Below are 21,337 nucleotides of genomic sequence, written 5' to 3'. Positions count from 1 at the left end.
CAGCGCACCGATCGTGGCACCGTGACACGTCATGGCGCGGCCCGCTTTGTATTGCCTGGACCCCGCGATGCCGGTGCTGCTGCGGCCCGACGGGGCGGTGCAGGTCGGCTGGGATCCCCGCCGGGCAGTGCTGGTCCGGCCGCCGAGCGGGCTGACCCCTGGTGGTTTGGCCGCGGTGCTGCGGTCCATGCGCTCACCGGTGCCGCTGATCGACTTGCATCGGCAGGCCAACGGCGAGGACCTGACCGAGTTGCTGCAGCAACTCGTCAACCACGGCGTGGCGAGGCGCGAACCCGCCACCAGCACGGGTCGCACGGCCTCGATCCGCGTGCACGGGCGAGGGCCGCTGTCGGATCTGCTGGTCTCGGCACTGCGCAGTTCGGGAGTGCGGACCGGCCACAGCAGTCAACCGCACGCGGCGGTGTCCACCGCCACCGTGGATCTGGTGGTGCTGGCCGACTACCTGGTCGCCGACCCGCGCATCGTGCGCGACCTGCACAGTTCCGGCGTCCCGCACCTGCCGGTCCGGGTGCGCGACGGCACCGGGCTGGTGGGGCCACTCGTCATTCCCGGCGTGACCAGCTGCCTGAGCTGCGGCGACCTACACCGCCGCGACCGCGACGCAGCGTGGCCGGCCATCGCCGCACAGTTGCGCGACACCGTTGGCGTGGCCGACCGCGCCACCCTGCTGGCGACGGCGGCGCTGGCACTCAGCCAGGTCAATCAGGTGATCGCCGCGGTCCGCGGCCGGCAGGCCGCTGCCCCGTCGTCGCTCAATGCCACGCTGGAATTCGACCTGAACGCCAGCGCGATCGTGGCACGGCAGTGGACACGGCATCCCCTGTGCGCGTGCTGACCGCGCCGCAGGCTCAGCCCAGCCGGCCCTGTTCGGGCACGCTGGTCGAGATCGACGCGTAGGCACGGCCGAGGGTGTCCAGCACGTCCTCGGTGAGGGTGCGCTCGTTGCGGTGCTTGTCCAGGGTTTCGATGATCGCCCGGAACAAGGCGTCGGCGGCGTCGTGCTGAGTCTGGCGTGCTGCCATGGTGGTCGCGGTCCCCTTCGGCGGGCGTGGCTTGGATCCGTCGCACGATTGCGACCCGAAGAGACTACATATCGCGAGGCAACCGCGGATGAACCAATGCAGACGATGCGGGAATCAATGCAACCTTTGCGCTGGCCGTCATGGATGATGGTTACGTGTCAGAAATCAAGCGGGGTCGCGCGGCCCGCAATGCAAAGCTCGCCAGCTTGCCCGTCGGCATGGCCGGCCGGGCGGCTCTTGGCTTCGGCAAGCGGCTGACCGGCAAGTCGAAGGACGAAGTCAACGCCGAGTTGATGGAGAAAGCGGCCAACCAGCTGTTCACCGTCCTGGGTGAGCTCAAGGGCGGCGCGATGAAAGTGGGCCAGGCGCTGTCGGTGATGGAAGCCGCGATTCCCGAGCAGTTCGGCGAGCCCTACCGCGAGGCGTTGACCAAGCTGCAGAAGGACGCCCCGCCGCTGCCCGCCGCCAAGGTGCACCGGGTGCTCGACGCCCAACTGGGCACCAAGTGGCGCGACCGGTTCAGCGAGTTCAACGACACCCCGGTGGCCTCGGCCAGCATCGGCCAGGTGCACAAGGCAGTGTGGTCGGACGGCCGCGAAGTCGCCGTCAAGATTCAGTACCCGGGCGCCGACGAAGCGCTGCGCGCCGACCTGAAGACCATGCAGCGCATGGTGAGCGTGTTCAAGCAGCTGGCGCCGGGCGCCGACGTGCAGGGCGTGGTGGACGAGCTGTTCGAGCGCACCGAGATGGAGTTGGACTACCGGCTGGAGGCCAACAACCAGCGGGCGTTCGCCAAGGCATACGAGGGCCACCCGCGGTTCGCGGTCCCGCACGTGGTGGCCAGCGCGCCGAAGGTGGTGATCCAGGAGTGGATCGACGGCAAGCACATGGCCGAGATCATCCGGCATGGCACTCAGGAAGAACGCGACCGGATCGGCACGCTGCTGCTCGAGTTCACCTTCGACGGACCGCGCCGCTTGGAGATGCTGCACGGTGACGCCCACCCGGGCAATTTCATGCTGCTGCCCGACGGCCGCCTAGGCGTCATCGACTTCGGCGCGGTGGCGCCGCTACCCGGGGGTTATCCGATCGAACTCGGAATGACGATCCGGCTGGCCCGGGACAAGAACTACGACCTGCTGTTGCCGACCATGGAGAAGGTCGGGTTCATCCAGCAGGGCCAGCAGGTGTCGGTCCGCGAGATCGACGAGATGCTGCGCCAGTACGTCGAACCCATCCAGGTCGAGGAGTTCCACTACACGCGCAAGTGGTTGCAGCGGATGACGGTCAGCCAGTTCGACCGTTCGGTGGCGCAGATCAAGACCGCTCGCCAGATGGACCTGCCGCCGAAGCTGGCCATCCCGATGCGGGTGATCGCGTCGGTGGCGGCGATCCTGTGCCAGCTGGATGCGACCGTTCCCATCAAGGCCCTTTCGGAGGAGCTGATTCCCGGCTTCGCCGAGCCGGACACCGCCGCAATCTGAGCCTGCTTTCAGGCGGCCTCCTTGCGCGGACGGCCGCGGGGACGCTTGCGGCTGACGATCGAGCCGCGCTCGAAGATCTCGCCGCCCCACACCCCCCACGGTTCGGCCCGATCGAGCGCCGCGGTCAGACACTGCCGCCGGACCGGGCAGTCGGTGCACAGCGTCTTGGCGCGTTCCAGGTCGGCCGGGGTTTCGGCGAACCACAGGTCGGGATCATTGGCGTGGCAGGGCAGGACCGGCCGCGTCTGTCTAGGGACTGGCGTAATCGACATGGCTTGTGCACCTTTTCCTGGTCGGTGAGGCTGTTTGCGGCGATCCGGACCAGGTCGGGAAGTTGTCTTCCCAAAAACTATGGCCACGGATCCTGGTGACTTCGAGTCCGTGGCCATTCGGCGAAACTGGGCTGCTCAGCTCGTTGTGCGATAGCCCCGATCCACGGACGCTTCAGTCGCGGCGGCGACACGGCGCTTGGCCGCGGCCGCCGGCGCGGCGGCATGGGCGGTGCCCCAAATGGGCATGCGGGTAGCCGCGCCCGCGCCGGATACGAGGTTGTCGATCATCGTGGCCACCCTCCTCTCATGTCTCGCTGAACGTCTCGGTGAACCAGCAATCGAGGGTAATGCGTCGCGGCCCACGCTGCCAACCGATTTTCTGACCTGGGCGTTTGATCGTTCAGCGGGACCCGCGGATCAACTCCAGCACGTCGGGTCCGTACTGCGCGAGCTTGGCGGCGCCGATGCCCGGGATGGCGATCAGCGCCGCCTCGTCGCCGGGCAGCATCTCGGCGATCGCGACCAGCGTGTTGTCGCTGAATACGATGTAGGGCGGCACCTTCTGTTCCTTGGCCATCTCCAGCCGCCACGCCTTGAGCTTGAGCAGCAGATCCTCGTCGACGTCGCCCGCGCACGTCGTGCACCGGCGCAGCATGATCGCGGCCGGCGTGCTCAGCTCCTCATTGCAGATCCGGCAGCGCAACGGAGTGCGGCTGCGCCGCGACTTGGCCGGCGTCGGATCGGCGCGTGTCTGGGGCGCGATGCCGTTGAGGAACCGCGACGGCTTGCGGCTCTGCCGACCGCCCTGAGCCCGCGCCAATGCCCAGCTGAGCGCCAAATGCACACGCGCCCTGGTGATTCCGACGTAGAGCAGCCGGCGCTCTTCCTCGACGGGCTCGCTGTCGGGGCCATGCGCGAGCGCGTGCGAGATGGGCAGGGTGCCGTCGGCCAGACCCACGAGGAACACCGCGTCCCATTCCAGGCCCTTGGCCGCATGCAACGAGGCCAGGGTGACACCCTGCACCACCGGCGGGTGGCGGGCGTCGGCGCGGGTGCGTAACTCGGCGACCAGGCCGGGCAGCTGCAGATCCGGACGCTGGGCGAGCTCGTCGTCGACCAACTGGGCCAAGGCGGTCAGCGCCTCCCACCGCTCCCGTGCCCGGGTGCCGGTCGGCTCGGTCGCGGTCAGGCCCAGCGGTTCCAGGACGGCGCGCACGACGTCGCGGACCGGTTCCGGTTCGGAGCCGCGCTCCGCAGCACGGTGCAGCGCCAGCAGCGCCTGCTTGATCTCCTGCCGGTTGAAGAACCCCTCACCGCCGCGCACCTGGTAGGCGATACCGGCTTCGGTCAGCGCCTCCTCGTAGACCTCCGACTGGGCGTTGACGCGGTACAGGATCGCGATTTCCGATGCCGCAGTGCCGGATTCGATGAGCCGCGCAATCGACGCGGCGACCGCCGCAGCCTCGGTGGCCTCGTCGGGATGCTCCCGGAAGGTGGGCACCGGACCGGGCGGGCGCTGACCGATCAGCTGCAGTCTGCTGCCCGCCACCCGGCCCCGCGCCGCCGCGATCACCTGGTTCGCCAGCGTCACGACCTGCGGCGTCGACCGATAGTCGCGCTCTAGCCGCACCACGGTGGCATCCGGGAAACGCCGTGAGAAGTCCAGCAGGAAGCGGGGCGAGGCGCCGGTGAACGAATAGATGGTCTGGTTGGCGTCACCGACCACGGTCAGGTCGTCGCGGTCGCCCAGCCAGGCCGACAACACCCGCTGCTGCAGCGGGGTGACGTCCTGGTACTCGTCGACGACGAAACAGCGGTAGCGGTCCCGGAACTCGCCGGCGACCGCGGCGTCGTTCTCGATCGCTGCCGCGGTGTGCAGCAGCAGATCGTCGAAATCAAGCAGCGTGACGTCCTCGTCGCGCACCTTCAATGCCTCATACGCGGCATACACGGCGGCTGTCTTCTCGGCGTCCAGCGGTGTGTCGCGGCCCGCCTCGGCCACCGCACCCGCATAGTCCTCCGGGGTGATCAGCGACGCCTTCGCCCATTCGATCTCCCCGGCCAGGTCGCGGACGTCGTCGGTGCTGACGTTGAGCCGCGACCGGCTGGCCGCCCGGGCGACGATGGCGAACTTGGTGTCGAGCAGTTCCCATCGGGTGTTACCGACCACCCGCGGCCAGAAGTAGCGCAGCTGACGGTGCGCGGCGGCATGGAAGGTCAGCGCCTGCACCGAACCCACTCCGGCACCGATCCGCGCGGCGGCGTCCAGCGAGCGCAGCCGCGAGCGCATCTCCCCCGCGGCGCGCTGGGTGAACGTCACGGCCAGCACCTGCCCGGCCGCGACGTGGCCGTTGGCCACCAGCTGCGCGATGCGGTGGGTGATGGTGCGGGTCTTGCCGGTGCCCGCGCCCGCCAGCACGCAGACCGGGCCGCGCGCAGCCTGCACGGCCTCGCGCTGCTCGTCGTCCAGGTCCGCGATCAAGGAGTCGGCCATCACCGGCATGGCGTCCATCTTGTCAGTGCCGGCCGACAAACCCGGCGTGTCGGGGCTTTCGGCGGGGCCGCGCCCGGAATGGGCGGTGCGGCGGTTACGTTTACCAGTCATGACCAATGCCGCGCTCACCCTTTACTCGACCACCTGGTGTGGCTACTGCTTTCGGTTGAAGACAGCGCTGAAAGCGCAGGGAATTCCCTACCACGAGATCGACATCGAGCGCGATCCCGCGGCGGCAGAGTTCGTCGGGTCGGTCAACGGCGGCAACCATGTCGTCCCGACGGTGAAGTTCGCCGACGGATCGACGTTGACCAATCCCAGTGCCGGCGAGGTCAAGGCGAAGTTGGCGCAGGTCGGCGGCTGAGCCGATCTGCCGACACGGCACCGCAATTGGTGTGAGTGCGCGGTCTAGGCGCCCTTACGATGAGTTCCATGGCATCGGCGCTGACCCGGCGGACGGTCTTCGTCGTCTGGTGCGCGCTGGCCGGGCTCTGCGGATGTTCGCACCACGACACCGCCGCCGCACCTGCCCCGGTCAGCCGGGTCGACGCGCTGATCGTCAGCGTCGAGGAGGTGCGGCGGATCGCCAACTACGAGGAACTCACCCCGCACGCGCACGCGGACCTTCGCCATCCACCGGTCGGTGACCTCAACGCTCCCGGTCCCTGCCGCGCTGCCGGGACCAGCGACATGACCTTTGCCCCCGGCTGGACCGAATTTCGCAGCGCGGGCTACAGCGGCGTGACCGACGACACGTTGCCGGGCGGGATCGCACTGATCGATTCGGTCAATCAGGCGGTGGCGATCTATTCCGATGCCGCCGCCGCACGCAGCGCGCTCGATCAGCTGGAAACCTCGCTGAACGCCTGCGTGGCGCTGCACGATCCGAAATACACGTTCCGGGTGGACAAGCCGGACTCCACCTCGCTGCGGATCACCGACAGCGGCTGGAGCCATCAGTATCACGTGAAGAATGCGGTGCTGATGTCCGTCGGTGTGCTGGGGATCGAACCGGCGGACCGGATCGCCTCGACGATCCTGGATCAGATCACCGATCGGATCAAGTAAGCAGCGGGCCGGGTTCAGTCGCGCGCGGCCCAGGACTCGATGATCACCCGGGCGATCGAAATCGACCCGGGCAGAAGCAGTTTGGAATCCGAGGCGGTGGACCAGTCGCCGGCCTCGAGGGCGGCGCGTATTTCGTCGCGGGTGAACCAGGCCGCCTCGGCGATCTCGCCGTCGTTGAACGCGAAGGGCTCGTCCGGATCCCCCAGCGCATGAAACCCGACCATCAGCGAGCGTGGGAACGGCCACGGCTGGCTGCCCAGGTAGCGCACGTCGCGCACCGTCAACCCGATTTCCTCGCGGATCTCGCGAGCCACACAGACTTCGAACGACTCGCCGGCTTCCACGAAACCGGCGAGCAGCGAGAACATCCGCTGCGGCCACACCGCCTGCCGGGCCAGCACCGCCCGGTCGCCGCCGTCGTGCACCAGGCAGATCACCGCGGGGTCGACGCGCGGGAACTCCTCGTGCCCGGTGAGCGGGTTGATCCGGGACCACCCGGCCCGCGCCGGTTTCGTGGGCGTCCCGTCGACCGGGCTGAACCGGGCGCTGTCGTGCCAGTTCAGCAGCGCCAGCGCGGAGGACACCAACTGGCTGCTGGTGTCGTCGATGATGCGGCCGAGCCTGCGCAGGTCGAGCACTTCGACTTCGCCGGTTTCGGGGGCGTCCGGCGGCGGCACCAGCGCGGCGCGGATCGCCCACACATGGCGGCCGTCGTCGAGTCTGCCCAGGAAGACCGCTTCGGGTGGCGGTTCGTCGCCCAGTTCGGCGGCCGCGCCGAGCACCACCCGCCCGTCAGCGGCCAGCACCTGGTTGCGGGCGTCGACGCGCAGCAGGGCCGCCTGCGCCCAACCGGCCGTGGCCGCGTCGATGTCGGTACGCAGTTGGTCGGCGCGGTCGGCGCCGACGCGCGACAGCAGCGGGATGCTGCGCAATTGGAAGTCCACTGTGGGCCTCAATGCCCGGCGTTGCGGATGTAGAGCAGCCGGTCGGCGGCCTCGATCGCGTCCACCTCGGGGGAGTCGATACGCAACAGCTGTCCGTCCCGAACCACTCCGAGCACGATGTCGCGCAGGTGCCGAGGGGAACCGCCCACCTCGGACTGCTCCACCTCACGTTCGGCGATGGCCAGCCCTTCGTCTGGGGTGAGCAGGTCCTCGATCATCGCCACCACGCTCGGGGTGGTGGTGGCCAGCCCGAGCAACCGGCCGGCGGTCTCGGAGGACACCACCACCGAGTCGGCCCCGGACTGCTGCAGCAGGTGCTGGTTCTCGGCCTCCCGGATGGACGCCACGATCTTGGCCTTGGGCGACAGCTCGCGTGCGGTCAGCGTCACCAGCACCGCGGTGTCGTCACGGTTGGTGGCCACCACTATCGACGCCGCATGCTGTGCACCGGCCAACCGCAGCACGTCGGACTTGGTGGCGTCACCGTGAACGGTGACCAGACCCGCCGACGCGGCACGGTCCAGCACGGCGCGGTCGGTGTCGACCACCACGATCTCACCCGGCGGAGTCTCGTCCCCCAGCATCGCGGCGACCGCCGTCTTGCCCTTGGTCCCGTACCCGATGACGATGGTGTGGTTGCGCACCTTGCTCCTCCAACGCTGGATTTTCAGTGCCTGCCGGGACGTTTCGGTCACCACTTCGAGCGTCGTTCCGACCAGCAAGATCAGGAACGCGATGCGCAGCGGCGTGATGATCAGGACGTTGGCCGCGCGAGCGAACTCCGAGATCGGTGTGATGTCGCCGTACCCGGTCGTCGACAGCGTCACCGCCGAGTAGTAGAGGCAGTCCAGGAACGACAGCCGATCGCCCTGCGAGTCGCGATACCCGTCACGGTCGAGGTAGACGGTGATGGCTCCGAGGAAAAGTGCCGCCAGCGCGATGAGCACCCGGCGGGAGACGATGCGGGCCGGGCTGGCCTGCCCCTGCGGGATACGCAGCACGCCGACCAGCGCGTAACTCGGCTGGACGGTCAACCTCTCGTCGAGACGCCGCAGCCGCCGCCAGCTACCTTTCGCCACGGCAAGCCGTCTTGATCCCGACGATCGTCCCTCGCACGTCAATCATGTAACCACGATCAGCCTCCCGCAGCGCGGTTGGCGTCGGCCAGCAGGACAGCCAGCTCGTCGGCATCGGGTAGCTCGTCCGGGACGACGGTGGTCCCACTGCGCACATAGTGAAAGGCGGTGCGCACCTCCGATTCCGGGCAGCCGTGCAGCGCCGCCCAGGCCAGCCGGTACACGGCCAGCTGGATGGCCGCCTGCCGCATGGCGTGCGGCCCGCGCGGCGGTTCACCGGTCTTCCAGTCGACGACTGTGGTGCCGCCGTCGTCGTCGGCGAACACCGCGTCGATGCGCCCGCGCACGATCTTGTCGTTTATCGGCATCTCGAACGGGACCTCGACCGCGATCGGGGTGCGCGCCGCCCACGGCGAGTCGGCGAACGCCTCCTGTAATGCCGTCAATTCGGCCGGGTCGACTACCTCGGAATCGGCGGAGCCGGGCAGATCGCCCAGGTCGAACAGCAGCTCCGCGCCGTAGAACTGCTGGACCCAGGCGTGAAAAGCATTGCCCAGCAACGCCTGTGGATCGGGACGGGTGGGCAGCCGGTGAATCAGCCGCGGTATGGCGTTGTCGGGGTCGCGGGCCAATTCGACCAGGCCGCTGACCGACAACTGGCTCGGCAGCGTGCGCCGGGACGGGGCGGCCGCGCGGGCGCGTTCAGCCAGCAGCGCGTCGACGTCGGCGATCCAGCCTTCCGGGTCGGCACAGGGGGCCGCGGTGGTTTCGGCCTCGGTCCCGGCGGTCATCGCGCGGGACACCAGCTGAGCCCCACGCTCGACGTCACAGCGCCGCGCACCCAGCGGCTCGGCGGGCCACACGGCCTCGACCACGTTCTCCTGCAACGGGTTTGGATCGCCATCGGCCGGCGCCGGCGCCCAGTGCTCGAGGATGCCACAGCTTTCGCCGGCTTGTTCGCAACGCTCGATGATCTCTTTGATTTCACACAGGAACTCCGAGGGACCGCGCGGCTTGACGCCGGTGATCCCCCAGTGATGACCGGAGACCAGCAGGGTGTCTTCCGCCCGGGTGACGCCGACATACAGCAGCCTGCGTTCCTCGTCGACACGCCGCTGATCCAGCTGAGCCCGATGCTCGGAGATCTTGTCCGACAACTGTTTTCGATTGGTCACCGCGGAGGCGTCCAGCACCGGGATGCCCAGTTCGCCGACGTGGGCCCGGTCGCCCCGCAGCAGTGGCGGCAACTCGCCAGGGTCGGTGAGCCAGCTACTGCGCGAGGCCGTTGAGGGGAATATCCCGCCCGACAGGTGCGCCACCGCCACCACCTGCCATTCCAACCCCTTCGCGGCGTGCACGGTGAGGATCTGCACGCGGTCCTTCGCGACGACAGGCTGTGCGGGGGCCAACCCGTGCTCCACTTCGGCGGCCACGTCCAGGTAGGCCAGCAGGCCGGCCACCGACGGTTTCGTGGACCCGCCGGATGCGCCCGCACGCTCGGCGTAGCCGGTCACCTCGTCGGCGAAGGCGTCCAGGTGTTCGGTACCCGACCACTCGGCGGCGGCGGTGGCGCGGACCTCGCAATCCAGGCCCAACACCCGGCGCACCTCGGCGACCAGATCGGGCAGCGGGTAGCCGAGGTGACCGCGCAGTGCGGTCAGCTCGGCGGCGAGGGCACTGATGCGCCGATAGCCGGTGCCGGAGTAGGCGGTCGCGGGGCCCGGGTCGCAGATGGCATCGGCCAGGCAGGCGGCGTCGGCCTCTGATCCGGCCTGCCTGGCTATGGACTCGGCCGACGTGGGTTCCGTTGCTTCCCCAGCTAATTCGCGTGCTCTTCGCCAGAGCGCGGCGATGTCGGCGCCCCCGAGCCGCACGCGTGGACCGGAGAGCACCCGCATGGCCGCCGACCCGGCCGTGGGGTCGGCGACCAACCGCAGCATGGCCACCAGCTCTGCGACTTCGGGGACGGACAGCAGCCCGGCCAACCCGACGACTTCGACCGGGATTCCGCGCGCCCGCAGCACATCGGCAATCGGTGCGGCGTCGGCGTTGCGGCGCACCACCACCGCCGCGGTGGGCGGGGCGACGCCGTCGTCGTGGGCCCGCCGATACCGCTGCTCGAGATGGTCGGCAATCCAGTCACGTTCGGCCTGGACGTCGGGCAGCAGCGCGCACCGCACCACCCCGGGCGGGGCGTCGGGTCGGGCACGCAGCGGCCGGACTGCGACCGAGCGCTGCCGGGCCTCGGCCGAAATGGCGTTGGCCAGGTGCAGTGTGGTGGGCGGGTTGCGCCAGCTGGTACGCAACTCCAGGGTGGGCGCCGGGGAGCCGTCCGAAAGCGGAAAGTCGGTGGTAAACCGCGGCAGGTTGGTCGCCGATGCGCCGCGCCAGCCATAAATGGACTGGATCGGATCGCCGACCGCGGTCAGCGCCAGACCGTCGTCGGCGCCGCCACCGAACAGCGCGGACAGCGCGACCCGCTGCGAATGCCCGGTGTCCTGGTATTCGTCGAGCAGCACCACCCGGTAGCGGGCCCGCAGCTCGCAGCCAACCTGCGGGAATTCCGCTGCCAGCCGCGCCGCCGCGGCCATCTGCATACCGAAGTCCATCACTTTGCCGGCCTGCAGGCGTTCCTGCAGCGCGTCCAGCAGCGGTACCAGCTCGGCGCGCTCGGTCTGAGTGGTCAGCATCCGCAGCAGCGCCTGGTTGGGGCCGCTATCCCGCTGCCGCGGCCCGGGCGGCAGGGTGTGCACGAGTCGTTCCAGCTCGACGTGGGTGTCCCGGAGCTGTCCGGTGTCGACGAGGTGTTCGGCGAGCTGTCCCCACAGCCGTAGCACGGTGGAGGTGACGGCGGCCGGGGTCTTGGTAGTCCGCAGTTCGCCGCGGTATTCGGTGACGACGTCGTACGCCAGCTGCCACAGCTCGGTCTCGGTGAGCAGCCTGGTGTCGGGTTCCACGGGCAGCAGCAGACCGTATTCACGCAGCAGGGACCCGGCGAACGCGTGGTAGGTGCTGACCGTCGGGCTGCCCGCGGCGTCGACGCCCTCGACGGACAGCGCGGCCAATCGGGACAGCCGGGTCCGTACGCGCCGCAGCAGCTGCCCGGCCGCCTTACGGGTGAAGGTCAACCCGAGGACCTGGTCGGGTGTGGCGTAGCGATTGGCGATCAGCCACACCACCCGAGCCGCCATGGTCTCGGTCTTGCCGGCGCCGGCGCCCGCGATCACCACCAACGGGCCCGGCGGCGCCGCAATCACCGCGGCCTGTTCCTCGGTGGGCGGGAAAATGCCCAGCGCGTCGGCCAATTCGGCCGGGGTGTACCGCGGGCTCATTGCATTGGTCCTTCGGCATGGGCCGGACAGGACGGCCGGATCGGGCAGTGCGAGCAGCCGTCGTTGCGCCGGGCGACGAACTGCGGCCCGGCCGTCGCGTCGGCGGCCTGGCGCACCAGAGTGCGCCAGTGCTCGCGGGCCTGCGCGGTCAGCGGATCCTGCTCACGCTGGGTGGCCCCGGCGGCAGCGGTCTTGCCGGGGTAGACCAGGCGGGCGCCGCCGGGCTCGTCACCGTCGGGCAGCAGGCCTTCGGCGACGGCCAGCTGATACATGGCCAGCTGGGCGTGTTGTTGGGCGTCGTCCTTGCTGACCGGCGTCTTGCCGGTCTTGACGTCGACGATCACGAGTCGGCCGGCGGCGTCGCGCTCGAGGCGGTCGATGCGGCCGCGCAGCCGGATCCGTCCCCCATTGCTGCGCGGTGTGTCGAGCACCCCGTCGACTTCGACTTCGACGCCGACCTCGGTCAGCTCGCCGCGGGTCTGTGCCCGCCACTCCACGAAGGCCTCGATCATGGCGCGGTGCCGGGCGAGTTCGTTGGCCGAGTGCCATTCGGCGTCGAACGGCAGGTGCGTCCACACCCGGTCCAGTTCGGCCAGCAACTGCGATTCGGTGCGGCCGGGTTCGGCGATCAGTGCGTGCAGCACGGAGCCGACCGTCGAGCGCAACTCACGCGGGTCGCTGCCGCCGTGGCGTTCGGCCAGCCAGCGCAGCGGGCAATCGGACAAGGTCTGCAGCGTCGACGGCGTCAACGTGACGACGTCGTCGGCACCGCACAGCGGTGCGTCGGTACTGACCGGGAGCAGACCCTGCCATTCCGCCGGATCCGCACCCGGCACGCCGGCTTGCGCGAGTCGCGCCAATTGTGTTGCCGCACAGGTTCGCACTGCGTCGTCGACGGTGCCCTCGGCCGCGCACACCACCGCCCGCAGCCGACCCACCACCGCCGCGTTCGACAACACCCGTGGCGACGAAACAGGCCGCGTTGCAACAGGTTCAGCCTCACCGGCGATCTCGTAGAAGAACGGCGACGGCAGCGCGGCGTCCTGGCCGCCGGCGTCGCCGTCGACTGCGGTCACCAGCAGTCGGCGCCGCGCCCGACCCATGGCGGCGACCAGCAGCCGTCGCTCCTCGGCCAACAGCGGTGCGCGCACCGATACCTGCTCGGCGATCCCGTCGACTTCGTCGAGCAGCCGCTGGGTGGCCAGGATGCCGCCGCGCGGAATCGTGTTGGGCCACAACCCGTCCTGTAGTCCGGCGATCACCACCAGATCCCATTCGCGGCCCAGCGCCGCGTGCGCACTCAGCACCTCGACCTGCTCGGCTTCGGTGACCGGGTCGCGGTTGGACCGGGGCAGCCGCAGGGCCGCGACATGGTCGACGAGTCCGCGCAACGACGCACCGGACGTGCGTGACACGTAGTCGTCGGCGACGTCGAACAACGCGGTCACGACCTCCAGGTTCCGCGCCGCCTGGGCCCCGGCTGGACCGCCGCGTTCGATAGCGGTCAACCAGCGGCGCTGCAGCCCGGACCGATGCCACGCCGCCCACAGCGTGTAGCGCGGGTCCTGGCCGTCCCGGTGGCACCCGCCGGCTGCGGCCAACACCGCCCGCACCCGCCGCAGCGCGCCGGACTGCGGCCCGGACACCGGCTCGTCGCCGAGCAGCGTCGGGACCAACTCGGCCCGGGCGCGGTGCAGCGTCCTGCGCAGCTGCCGAAGCGACACCGGGTCGACGCGACCGATGGGGCCGGTGAGCAGCGCCAGAGCCCGATCCTCGTCGAGCCCGTCAGCCGTCGCGGCCGCAACGGTGAGCAGCGCATCCGCGGCCGGCTCGTCGGACAGCGACCCGCCGCTCGCCGGGTCCGCCACCGGAATTCCCGCGGCGGCCAGCGCTCGCGGTAACCGAGCGCCGGCCCGCGGGACCGACCTGACGATCACCGCCATCTGTGACCACGGAATGCCGTCGACGAGGTGCGCGCGTCGCAGCGTGTCGGCGATCAGCGCCGCCTCCGCGTGCGCCGAGGCAGCCAGTCGCGCCGCCACCGAACCCGTCTCGTCGCCGCTGCCATCGATTCGCCTGCCCGCACTGCTGCCCGGCAGCCGGCCGGCGATGTCGCTGACGGCGCGCGCCACCGCCGGGGCGCAGCGATGCGAGACCGTCAGGGTCACCGACGGGCCGTCCTGACCGAGCAGTCCGGCCGGCTCGCCGCCCCGGAACCCGAACACCGCCTGGTTCGGGTCACCGGCGATCAACGTGGTGTCGGTACCGGCCGAGAGCGCCCGGACCAGTTGCGCCGCTTGCGGATCGAGCTGCTGGGCGTCGTCGACCAGCAGCACCCGGACCCGGGCGCGTTCGGCGGCCAACAGTTCCGGATCGATTGCGAATGCCTCCAGCGCGGCCCCGACGAGTTCGGCGGCGGCCAGGGCCGGTGCCGTTGCCTGGGGCGCCGCCGTGCCGACCGCGGCGCGCAGCAGCATCACCTGCTCGTACTGTCGCGCGAACCGGCCCGCGGCGACCCACTCCGGGCGACCGCACCGACGGCCCAGCTGCTCCAGACCCAGCGGATCGACACCGCGTTCGGCACAGCGCGCCAACAGGTTTCGCAGTTCGTTGGCGAACCCGGCGGTGGTCAGGGCGGGCAGCATATGATCGGGCCACCCGGTTCCGTCTTCGAGGTCGCCGGCCAGCAGTTCCCGGATGATGGCGTCCTGCTCGGCGCCGGTGAGCAGGCGCGGCGGCGGATCTTCCGCGCGTTCAGCGGCCCGCCGCAGCACGGCGTAGGCGTAGCTGTGCACCGTGCGCACCAGCGGCTCGCGCACAGCCGCCACGCTCCCCGGGCCCAGCAGAGCCCTGGTCAAAGCGCTGCGCTCCGGTGTTCCGATCCGGCCCGAACCGGTAAGCAGCAGAACAGATTCCGGATCCACCCCGGCCGCGATCTGCGTTACCGCGGCCGCTACCAGCAGGCTGCTCTTGCCGGTACCCGGACCGCCAAGCACCCGCACCACCCCGCGCCGCCCGGGTTGCAGAACCTCGCGCGCCTCGGCACACCATGCGAACGACATACCCGGCATGCAACCACGACGGTCCGACAACCCGCCCCGACCAGGTGAAAGCCACCGCCAAAGATCGACCCGGCCCGCGCCAGGCCAGCTGAAACTTCGCTAGAGTGACCGTCCGGTCGTAGGGTCTTGCCAGCGGTTCTGCGGGACCCCGTGCACACTGAACGCCGCCTGCAGCAACTGCCCGTCGAATGCGCTCGGGGCGGTGCCGCTGACCGCGTACTGATAGACAGCGACGCGGAAGATCTGCCCCAACGCGCTCGAGACGAATGACACCGCGACGATCCCGACGACCGTGAGAACCAGGACGGCGACGGCGGCAGGAACCACGGGGACCGCAAGAAGCGCGAATCCGGCGACGCCACCGACGAGCGCGATCGCAACGCTGATCAGGAATGTCGCCACGCCTATCGTGGCCGCACCGGTCGCACCTTCGCCCCACCGCGCCTTCACCACGCTCGACGAGCGCTTCAGCGACTGGATCGGCCCGGTGCCTTCGAGCGCGACCACCGGGATCACGAAGAACGTGGCGATGGCCCAGGCTGCCCCGGCCAGCCAAACCGCGATGTCGGTCAAGAACCCGAAGCGCTTCTCCAGCGCGCGCAGGATGAGCCCGACGGTGGTGGTCACCAACGTCCAGCCGATGATCGGACCCAGCCGGCGCATTGCGGCGCTGATTCCCTCGCGGACTTTGGTGTCCTCACCACGCATCGAACGCACCGCGCAGGCGGCCAACGCCACATTGAAGAAGATGGCTATGAACGTCGACACGTACGCCGAGGTCAGACCCGCGGCGATGAGGACGGGATCATTCTTCGACACCTGCGTGCCCTCGAACAATCCCCGCGCGAACGCCGCCGGCACCCAGATCGCGACGATGGCGAGGATGCCGAAGACGGTCGACAGGATCGGGAAGATCATCAGCGAGAGGTCGCCCTTCAAGACTCTCCAACTCTGCCCCGTTAGCGCCCAACCGCGGCTGATCCTGCCCATTTTTGACACTCCCGTCGTGTCGCATCGCCCCCGATGGTGGATCATGTTAGTCCGCCACCACAGCGCAGGCGAGGGTTCGAGCCTGGCATCATCGACGCGTGACCGCCCTTCATCTGCACCGGTTCGGGCCGCCCGGGCCGATCCAGCTGCTCGCGTTGCACGGGCTGACCGGACACGGCAAACGCTGGCAGCACTTCACCGACTACGTGCCCGAAATCACCGTCGCCGCACCGGATCTCATCGGGCACGGGCGTTCTTCCTGGGCCGCACCGTGGAGCATCGACGCCAACGTCGCGGCGCTGGCCGCGCTGCTGGACGCCGAGGCGTCAGCACCCGTTCTGGTCGTCGGGCACTCCTTCGGCGGCGCGCTGGCGTTGCATCTGGCCGCGGCCCGCCCCGAGTTGGTGTCCGGACTGGTGTTGCTCGATCCGGCGATCGGATTGGACGGCCGATGGATGGCGCAGATCGCCGAGGCGATGTTCGGCTAGCCCGACTATCCCGACCGTGCGCAGGCCCATCAGGAGAAAGCGGCGGGCTCGTGGGCGGACGTGGACCCGGCGGTGCTCGACGCCGACCTGGACGAGCATCTGGTGCAACTGCCCAACGGGCGGTACGGCTGGCGGATCAGCCTGCCCGCGATGATGTCGTACTGGAGCGAGTTGGCCCGTGCCATGGTACTTCCGCCCGCCGGGGTGCCGACGACGTTGGTGCGGGCCAAGTGGACGTCGCCGCCCTATGTCAGCGACGAGCTCATCACGGGACTGCGTGATCGCTTGGGACCCGATTTCGAACTCCTGGACTACGAGTGCGATCACATGGTGCCGCACGCCAAGCCCGACGACGTCGCCGCGCTGGTGCGCAAACGGCTGGTCGGCTGACCGTGGCCCGGGTGACCGACGAGCAGGTCGAACGGGTGCGTTCGCTGGTCGCCTCGATCCCGCCGGGCCGCGTGTCGACCTACGGTGACATCGCATCTGCCGCAGCACTTTCCAGTCCCCGGATTGTCGGCTGGATCATGCGTACCGATTCGGCGGACCTGCCCTGGCACCGGGTGATCACCGCCTCCGGACGGCCTGCCCGGCATCTGAGCAGCCGACAGCTGGAGCTGTTGAGGGCCGAGGGGGTGTTGTCGGTCGACGGCCGGATCGCGCTCAGCGAGGTCCGCCACGAGTTCGGAACCTAGACGATCATCCGGACCATCGCCGCGGTGCGCGCCAAGCCGGGGAACGCCTCGGCGGTGGACCTGGGGTGCAGGGCGTGCACCGCGAGCCGGAACATCAACGCGCGCAACAACATCTGCGGCCACTCCGGCAACGCGTTCCAGCGTTCGATGAGGCCGTCGTCGGCTTCACCCCACGACAACGCGTCGACGACGACCACGCCGGCCGCCCAGGAAGCGGGCCGCCAGTACGGCGTGATGTCGGTGATGCCTGGCGGGGCGGTTCCGGCGAAAAGCACTGTGCCGTAAAGATCTCCGTGCACCAGCTGATTGGGGCTGCGGGTCGGCTTGCGCAGCGTGGCGAGCTGGTTGATCAACTCGACGGAACGTTCGGCGTCGGCGGACGGCGGCGCGGTGCGCGCGCCGGGCGGAACCGATTGCAGCGGCCGCTCTTCCCAGGCGGCGCGGTCGGCGGCGATGAACACGTCGACGTCGGCCCACGGCGCGGTGGGTCCCTGAGTCAGGAACCGGGGCCGCTCCAGCTTGCCGGTCGCCTCGTGCAAGCGCACCGCGGCCGAGACCACCTCGTCGTGACGGGCCTCGGGGGTGCCGGCGACGAAGGTGTCGGCTCGCCAGCCGGAAACCACGTAGCGGCCGTCTGTGGAGCGGACCGGCCGGGCCAGGCGAACACCGTCGACGAACAACGTTTCGCGGACGCGCGCGGACCAGGTGGCGCGTGCGTTGTCGGCCACCATCGACAGCACGACTTCGCCGCACCGCCAGCCGCCTTCCCAGGCATCGCCCAACGGTGCGGGCTGCACGCCGTGCAAGCCGAACGCCGTCAGCACGTGCTCGGGCGGCGGCTCGACAGTCACAGCGGTTAGCCTAGTCGGGCGACGATGCGCGTCTTCACGGACGCGCGCAGGAGCCCGACAATCGCGCCCAGCGGGCGACGATGCGCGTCTTCACGGACGCGCGCAGGAGCCCGACAATCGCGCCCAGCGGGCGACGATGCGCGTCCTTACGGACGCGCGCAGGAGCCGAAGTTTTCAGTACCTGACCATGTCGGGCTGCACCTGGTTGGCCCAGGCCTCGATGCCACCCTGCAGGTGCAGCGCGTCGGCGAAACCGGCCCGCTTGACCGCGGCCAGCGCCTCCGCCGAACGCACCCCGCTCTTGCAGTACAGCACCGCGACCCGGTCCTGCGGCAGCTTGGCCAGACCCTCACCGGACATGATCAGCGACTTCGGCACCAGCTGCGCCCCGTCGATATGCACGATGTCCCACTCCACCTGTTCGCGCACATCGATCAGGGCCACCTTGCGGCCCGAGTCCAGCATGGTGCGCAGCTCGGCCGGGGTGATGGTGGAACCAGCGGCAGCATCCCCGGCATCATCGGATAGCACGCCGCAAAACTGTTCGTAGTCAACGAGTTCGGTGATCTTCGGTGTCGAGGGATCCTTGCGGATCCGGATCGTGCGGTAGCTCATCTGCAGCGCGTCGTAGATCATCAGGCGACCCAGCAGCGTCTCGCCGATACCGGTGATCAGCTTGATCGCCTCGGTACCCATCACCGACGCGATCGAGGCGCAGACGATGCCCAGCACTCCCCCTTCCGCGCAGGACGGCACCAGGCCCGGCGGGGGCGGCTGGGGGTACAGGTCGCGGTAGTTCAAACCCAAGCCGTCGGGCGCGGCTTCCCAAAACACCGAGGCCTGACCCTCGAATCGGTAGATCGAGCCCCACACGTAGGGCTTGCCGGCCAGTACGGCGGCGTCGTTGACCAGATAGCGGGTGGCGAAGTTGTCGGTGCCGTCGACGATCAGGTCGTACTGCGCGAACAGGTCGACTGCGTTGGCGGGCTCCAGCCGGACCTCGTGCAGGCGCACCCGCACGAACGGGTTGATCGCTGCGATCGAGTCGCGCGCCGACCGGGCCTTGGAGTGCCCGACGTCGGCGCTGCCGTGGATGATCTGGCGTTGCAGGTTGGATTCGTCGACGACGTCGAATTCGACGATGCCGAGGGTGCCGACGCCGGCGGCGGCCAGGTACAGCAGCGTCGGTGATCCGAGTCCGCCGGCGCCGATCACCAGCACGCGGGCGTTCTTCAGCCGCTTCTGCCCGTCGGTGCCCAACTCGGGAATGATGAGATGACGGCTGTAGCGGGCCACCTCGTCGCGACTGAGCGCGGCGGCGGGTTCGACCAGCGGCGGCAACGACGGCATCACTCCACCGAGGTTAGGCGCAGCACTTGACGAGCGGTGAATTCAGGCGATGGGGAACGGCCACGGGTTGAACCGGCACGTCTTGCCGTCGGGTTTGACCTGATCGGGGTCGAATTTGGCGCCGTCGTTGTTGGCGGTGGAGAACGTCTGCTGCATCATCACCGGTGCCAGGCCACCCTGCTGTTCACACGGTTCGTGGCGCACGTACCCGATGGCGTGGCCGACTTCGTGGTTGACCACGTACTGCCGGTACGAGCCCACGTCGCCCTCGAACGGGACCGCTCCGCGCACCCAGCGCGCCTCGTTGATGAATACGCGCGATTCCCGGTCCGGCCCGAACGAGGGGTTGTAGCACGACGTCTCCAGCGGGAACTCGTAGCCACATCCGACCCGGACCGTCATCGGCGACACCAGCGAGACGCGGAAGTCGGGCTTGCCGCCACCGGCGCCGTCGATGCGGATGAACGCGAATTGCGGGTTGTGCGTCCAGCTTTTCGGGTTGTCCAGTGTCTGGTCGACCATCTGCGCGAATGCGTCGTCACCGCCGTACATGGTGGGGTCCAGGCCGTTCTCCACCTCCACCGTGTACCGGAACACCTTGGCAGTGCCCTGACCGATCTGCGGCGTGGTGCCAGGGATCACCCGCCAGGTCTTGTCGCCCGCCTGGGTGAACGGGCCGCCCTCGGGCAACGTGCCGGTCGGCAGATTGGCGTCGAAGGCGGCCAGGCCCCGCGGCGGGGTGTCGAGAATGGACGTGCCGACCGCACCGATGGTGGGGGGATCTTTGCGGACCGACTGCGCCGCCGGTTTGGCGGTGCTGGTGCCGGTGACCGTCTGATAGGCCACCACCAGCGTGATCACCGTCAGGAACGGCAACGCATAAGCCCGCCAGCCGTAGGTCGTCACGAACCGCCCGAGCCACGACTGCTTGCGCCACTGCCGCGGACGTTCGCGGTCGGCCCGGACCCGCCCGGCGCTCTGGCCGAGTGGGTCGCGCTGGGCCCGCAGCGGCTCGCGCCAGTCGTCACGCAACACAGGCGCATGCTCTGTGCTGCGGGCAGGCCGCGGGGACGTCATTTCCCCAGGATGGCACAGCGGCACCGGGCAGCCCGCCCTGGCGCGCCCGAAAATCCGGATGGCCCAGCTTGCGATCGGCACACCAGCGCAGGTTGTAATCTGCTTGCGAAATACGGTGCAGCCTCGGGGATGGCAAAATGGGCGCACCCGCCCGATCGGATTGAGGACCCATGAGCGATCTCGCCAAGGCAGCGCCGCGACGCGCTGTCCGGTCGGCCGAAGGAGTTCGGCCGGGCGATGCCGCTGCGCCCTCGAACCGTCGCGGCAACCGGCTGCCGCGCGACGAGCGACGCGGCCAGTTGCTGGTGGTCGCCAGTGACGTGTTCGTCGACCGCGGCTACCACGCGGCCGGGATGGACGAGATCGCCGACCGCGCGGGTGTGAGCAAACCTGTTCTTTACCAACACTTTTCGAGCAAGCTGGAACTGTATCTGGCGGTGCTGAACCGGCATGTGGAGAACCTGGTCTCCGGCGTTCAGCAGGCCCTGGGCCGCACGACCGACAACAGGCGGCGACTGCACTCGGCCGTGCAGGCGTTCTTCGACTTCATCGAGCACGACAGCCAGGGTTATCGGCTGATCTTCGAGAACGACTATGTCACCGAGCCGGAGGTGGCCGCGCAGGTGCGGGTGGCCACCGAATCCTGCATCGACGCGGTGTTCGCGTTGATCGCCGAGGACTCCGGCCTGGATCCGCATCGCGCCCGGATGATCGCGGTGGGGCTGGTCGGCATGAGCGTGGACAGCGCCCGCTACTGGCTGGACTCCGACAAGCCGATCTCGAAGTCGGATGCGGTCGACGGCACCGTGCAGTTCGCCTGGGGCGGACTGTCGCACGTGCCGCTCACCCGCTCCTAGCTCTTGGCTTTGGCCGCCAAGTCCGCCCCGACGCCGAAGCCGACCCGGCGCGCGTCGGCGACACCGATCTCGACGTAGGCGATCTTGTCCGCGTTGACCAGGTAACGGCGGCCGCGCTCGTCGGTCAGGCTCAACAGTCCCGAGTCTTCGCGCAATGCCGCGCCCACCAACTCTTCGACCTCGGCGGGCGTCTGCGCACTGGAGAACACCAGCTCGCGCGCACTTTGCGTGATACCGATCTTGACCTCCACAGG

At 69.4% G+C, this 21,337-nt stretch carries 19 protein-coding genes and 1 pseudogene; 7 read left to right on the top strand and 13 right to left on the bottom strand.

Going from position 1 to position 21,337, the window contains the following annotated elements; genetic code table 11:
* Nucleotides 1–31: 31 nt before the first annotated feature.
* Nucleotides 32–856 carry a cyclodehydratase gene (locus MKCMC460_RS08215; protein WP_236981450.1) on the top strand — a complete coding sequence of 275 codons (825 nt, stop codon included), beginning with the start codon at nt 32–34 and terminating at the stop codon, nt 854–856.
* A 13-nt stretch (nt 857–869) separates the two neighbouring features.
* Here the strand turns inward: MKCMC460_RS08215 and MKCMC460_RS08210 are convergent, their stop codons facing one another.
* Complete coding sequence (locus MKCMC460_RS08210; RefSeq protein ID WP_236981449.1) at nt 870–1,043, bottom strand: hypothetical protein; 174 nt, start codon at nt 1,041–1,043, stop codon at nt 870–872.
* Between the two features lie 140 nt (nt 1,044–1,183).
* Here MKCMC460_RS08210 and MKCMC460_RS08205 point away from each other — a divergent pair, with 140 nt between their 5' ends.
* Entirely contained in the window at nt 1,184–2,527 is a 1,344-nt protein-coding gene (locus MKCMC460_RS08205; protein WP_236981448.1) for an AarF/ABC1/UbiB kinase family protein, read from the top strand.
* Between the two features lie 8 nt (nt 2,528–2,535).
* Here the strand turns inward: MKCMC460_RS08205 and MKCMC460_RS08200 are convergent, their stop codons facing one another.
* The 3 genes from MKCMC460_RS08200 to MKCMC460_RS08190 all read right to left on the bottom strand — a co-directional run bounded on the left by MKCMC460_RS08200 (nt 2,536) and on the right by MKCMC460_RS08190 (nt 5,302).
* Entirely contained in the window at nt 2,536–2,799 is a 264-nt protein-coding gene (locus MKCMC460_RS08200; RefSeq protein ID WP_236981447.1) for a WhiB family transcriptional regulator, read from the bottom strand.
* A gap of 135 nt (nt 2,800–2,934) precedes the next feature.
* Nucleotides 2,935–3,087, bottom strand: a complete 153-nt coding sequence (locus MKCMC460_RS08195; RefSeq protein ID WP_236981446.1) for a hypothetical protein — start codon at nt 3,085–3,087, stop codon at nt 2,935–2,937.
* A 112-nt stretch (nt 3,088–3,199) separates the two neighbouring features.
* Nucleotides 3,200–5,302, bottom strand: coding sequence for an ATP-dependent DNA helicase UvrD2 (locus MKCMC460_RS08190; RefSeq protein ID WP_236983878.1), 2,103 nt, complete (start codon nt 5,300–5,302; stop codon nt 3,200–3,202).
* A 100-nt stretch (nt 5,303–5,402) separates the two neighbouring features.
* On the opposite strand from MKCMC460_RS08190, the gene mrx1 reads away from it, so the two are divergent.
* Nucleotides 5,403–5,657: a mycoredoxin Mrx1 gene (mrx1, locus tag MKCMC460_RS08185; RefSeq protein ID WP_236981445.1), complete on the top strand. Its 255-nt coding sequence runs from the start codon at nt 5,403–5,405 to the stop codon at nt 5,655–5,657.
* A 68-nt stretch (nt 5,658–5,725) separates the two neighbouring features.
* The gene (locus MKCMC460_RS08180; RefSeq protein ID WP_236981444.1) at nt 5,726–6,361 is read left to right on the top strand and encodes a sensor domain-containing protein; all 636 of its coding nucleotides are present in this window, start codon (nt 5,726–5,728) and stop codon (nt 6,359–6,361) included.
* Nucleotides 6,362–6,375: 14 nt separating this feature from the next.
* Here MKCMC460_RS08180 and nudC read toward each other — a convergent pair whose 3' ends face one another.
* The 5 genes from nudC to MKCMC460_RS08155 form a co-directional block, all read right to left on the bottom strand.
* Entirely contained in the window at nt 6,376–7,317 is a 942-nt protein-coding gene (gene nudC / locus MKCMC460_RS08175) for an NAD(+) diphosphatase (RefSeq protein WP_236981443.1), read from the bottom strand.
* The gene (locus MKCMC460_RS08170) at nt 7,314–8,384 is read right to left on the bottom strand and encodes a TrkA family potassium uptake protein (RefSeq protein WP_238305512.1); all 1,071 of its coding nucleotides are present in this window, start codon (nt 8,382–8,384) and stop codon (nt 7,314–7,316) included. The genes nudC and MKCMC460_RS08170 overlap by 4 nt, the downstream gene beginning before the upstream one ends.
* 56 nt (nt 8,385–8,440) lie before the next feature.
* Nucleotides 8,441–11,713: an ATP-dependent DNA helicase gene (locus tag MKCMC460_RS08165; protein WP_238305510.1), complete on the bottom strand. Its 3,273-nt coding sequence runs from the start codon at nt 11,711–11,713 to the stop codon at nt 8,441–8,443.
* On the bottom strand, nt 11,710–14,775 hold the full coding sequence (locus MKCMC460_RS08160; RefSeq protein WP_238305509.1) for an ATP-dependent DNA helicase: 3,066 nt from the start codon (nt 14,773–14,775) through the stop codon (nt 11,710–11,712). Before MKCMC460_RS08160 ends, MKCMC460_RS08165 begins: the two co-directional genes overlap by 4 nt.
* 99 nt (nt 14,776–14,874) lie before the next feature.
* Nucleotides 14,875–15,714: a DUF6159 family protein gene (locus MKCMC460_RS08155; RefSeq protein ID WP_236981442.1), complete on the bottom strand. Its 840-nt coding sequence runs from the start codon at nt 15,712–15,714 to the stop codon at nt 14,875–14,877.
* 149 nt (nt 15,715–15,863) lie between these two features.
* Between MKCMC460_RS08155 and MKCMC460_RS08150 the strand changes: the two are divergent.
* Together MKCMC460_RS08150 and MKCMC460_RS08145 are read left to right on the top strand one after the other, a co-directional pair.
* Nucleotides 15,864–16,643: pseudogene (locus MKCMC460_RS08150) on the top strand (alpha/beta fold hydrolase).
* 2 nt (nt 16,644–16,645) lie between these two features.
* Nucleotides 16,646–16,948 (top strand): MGMT family protein, encoded by a 303-nt coding sequence (locus MKCMC460_RS08145; RefSeq protein ID WP_236981441.1) that lies wholly within the window; start codon nt 16,646–16,648, stop codon nt 16,946–16,948.
* Here the strand turns inward: MKCMC460_RS08145 and MKCMC460_RS08140 are convergent.
* The 3 genes from MKCMC460_RS08140 to MKCMC460_RS08130 all read right to left on the bottom strand — a co-directional run bounded on the left by MKCMC460_RS08140 (nt 16,945) and on the right by MKCMC460_RS08130 (nt 20,226).
* Entirely contained in the window at nt 16,945–17,799 is an 855-nt protein-coding gene (locus MKCMC460_RS08140) for a TIGR02569 family protein (RefSeq protein ID WP_236981440.1), read from the bottom strand. The genes MKCMC460_RS08145 and MKCMC460_RS08140 overlap by 4 nt on opposite strands.
* A 174-nt stretch (nt 17,800–17,973) precedes the next feature.
* Complete coding sequence (gene moeZ / locus MKCMC460_RS08135; RefSeq protein WP_236981439.1) at nt 17,974–19,152, bottom strand: adenylyltransferase/sulfurtransferase MoeZ; 1,179 nt, start codon at nt 19,150–19,152, stop codon at nt 17,974–17,976.
* 39 nt (nt 19,153–19,191) lie between these two features.
* The gene (locus MKCMC460_RS08130) at nt 19,192–20,226 is read right to left on the bottom strand and encodes a DUF3152 domain-containing protein (protein ID WP_236981438.1); all 1,035 of its coding nucleotides are present in this window, start codon (nt 20,224–20,226) and stop codon (nt 19,192–19,194) included.
* 170 nt (nt 20,227–20,396) lie between these two features.
* On the opposite strand from MKCMC460_RS08130, the gene MKCMC460_RS08125 reads away from it, so the two are divergent.
* Nucleotides 20,397–21,083, top strand: coding sequence for a TetR/AcrR family transcriptional regulator (locus MKCMC460_RS08125; RefSeq protein ID WP_236981437.1), 687 nt, complete (start codon nt 20,397–20,399; stop codon nt 21,081–21,083).
* Here MKCMC460_RS08125 and MKCMC460_RS08120 read toward each other — a convergent pair.
* Nucleotides 21,080–21,334 (bottom strand): DUF3107 domain-containing protein, encoded by a 255-nt coding sequence (locus MKCMC460_RS08120; RefSeq protein WP_236981436.1) that lies wholly within the window; start codon nt 21,332–21,334, stop codon nt 21,080–21,082. The two genes, MKCMC460_RS08125 and MKCMC460_RS08120, sit on opposite strands and share 4 nt — an antisense overlap.
* Nucleotides 21,335–21,337: the final 3 nt, after the last annotated feature.

Source organism: Mycobacterium sp. 20KCMC460, assembly GCF_022179425.1.
Classification (GTDB): Bacteria; Actinomycetota; Actinomycetes; order Mycobacteriales; family Mycobacteriaceae; genus Mycobacterium; species Mycobacterium kiyosense.
This window is presented reverse-complemented; position numbering and strand designations above follow the sequence as displayed.

Excerpts from the sequence above, each read along its gene's own strand:
- mrx1 (WP_236981445.1), top strand. The coding sequence starts at position 5,403 with ATGACCAATGCCGCGCTCACCCTTTACTCGACCACCTGGTGTGGCTAC.
- MKCMC460_RS08130 (WP_236981438.1), bottom strand. The coding sequence starts at position 20,226 with ATGACGTCCCCGCGGCCTGCCCGCAGCACAGAGCATGCGCCTGTGTTG.
- MKCMC460_RS08210 (WP_236981449.1), bottom strand. The coding sequence starts at position 1,043 with ATGGCAGCACGCCAGACTCAGCACGACGCCGCCGACGCCTTGTTCCGG.
- MKCMC460_RS08190 (WP_236983878.1), bottom strand. The coding sequence starts at position 5,302 with ATGCCGGTGATGGCCGACTCCTTGATCGCGGACCTGGACGACGAGCAG.
- MKCMC460_RS08125 (WP_236981437.1), top strand. The coding sequence starts at position 20,397 with ATGAGCGATCTCGCCAAGGCAGCGCCGCGACGCGCTGTCCGGTCGGCC.
- MKCMC460_RS08165 (WP_238305510.1), bottom strand. The coding sequence starts at position 11,713 with ATGAGCCCGCGGTACACCCCGGCCGAATTGGCCGACGCGCTGGGCATT.
- MKCMC460_RS08205 (WP_236981448.1), top strand. The coding sequence starts at position 1,184 with ATGGATGATGGTTACGTGTCAGAAATCAAGCGGGGTCGCGCGGCCCGC.
- MKCMC460_RS08200 (WP_236981447.1), bottom strand. The coding sequence starts at position 2,799 with ATGTCGATTACGCCAGTCCCTAGACAGACGCGGCCGGTCCTGCCCTGC.
- MKCMC460_RS08195 (WP_236981446.1), bottom strand. The coding sequence starts at position 3,087 with ATGATCGACAACCTCGTATCCGGCGCGGGCGCGGCTACCCGCATGCCC.
- MKCMC460_RS08160 (WP_238305509.1), bottom strand. The coding sequence starts at position 14,775 with ATGTCGTTCGCATGGTGTGCCGAGGCGCGCGAGGTTCTGCAACCCGGG.
- MKCMC460_RS08180 (WP_236981444.1), top strand. The coding sequence starts at position 5,726 with ATGGCATCGGCGCTGACCCGGCGGACGGTCTTCGTCGTCTGGTGCGCG.
- MKCMC460_RS08215 (WP_236981450.1), top strand. The coding sequence starts at position 32 with ATGGCGCGGCCCGCTTTGTATTGCCTGGACCCCGCGATGCCGGTGCTG.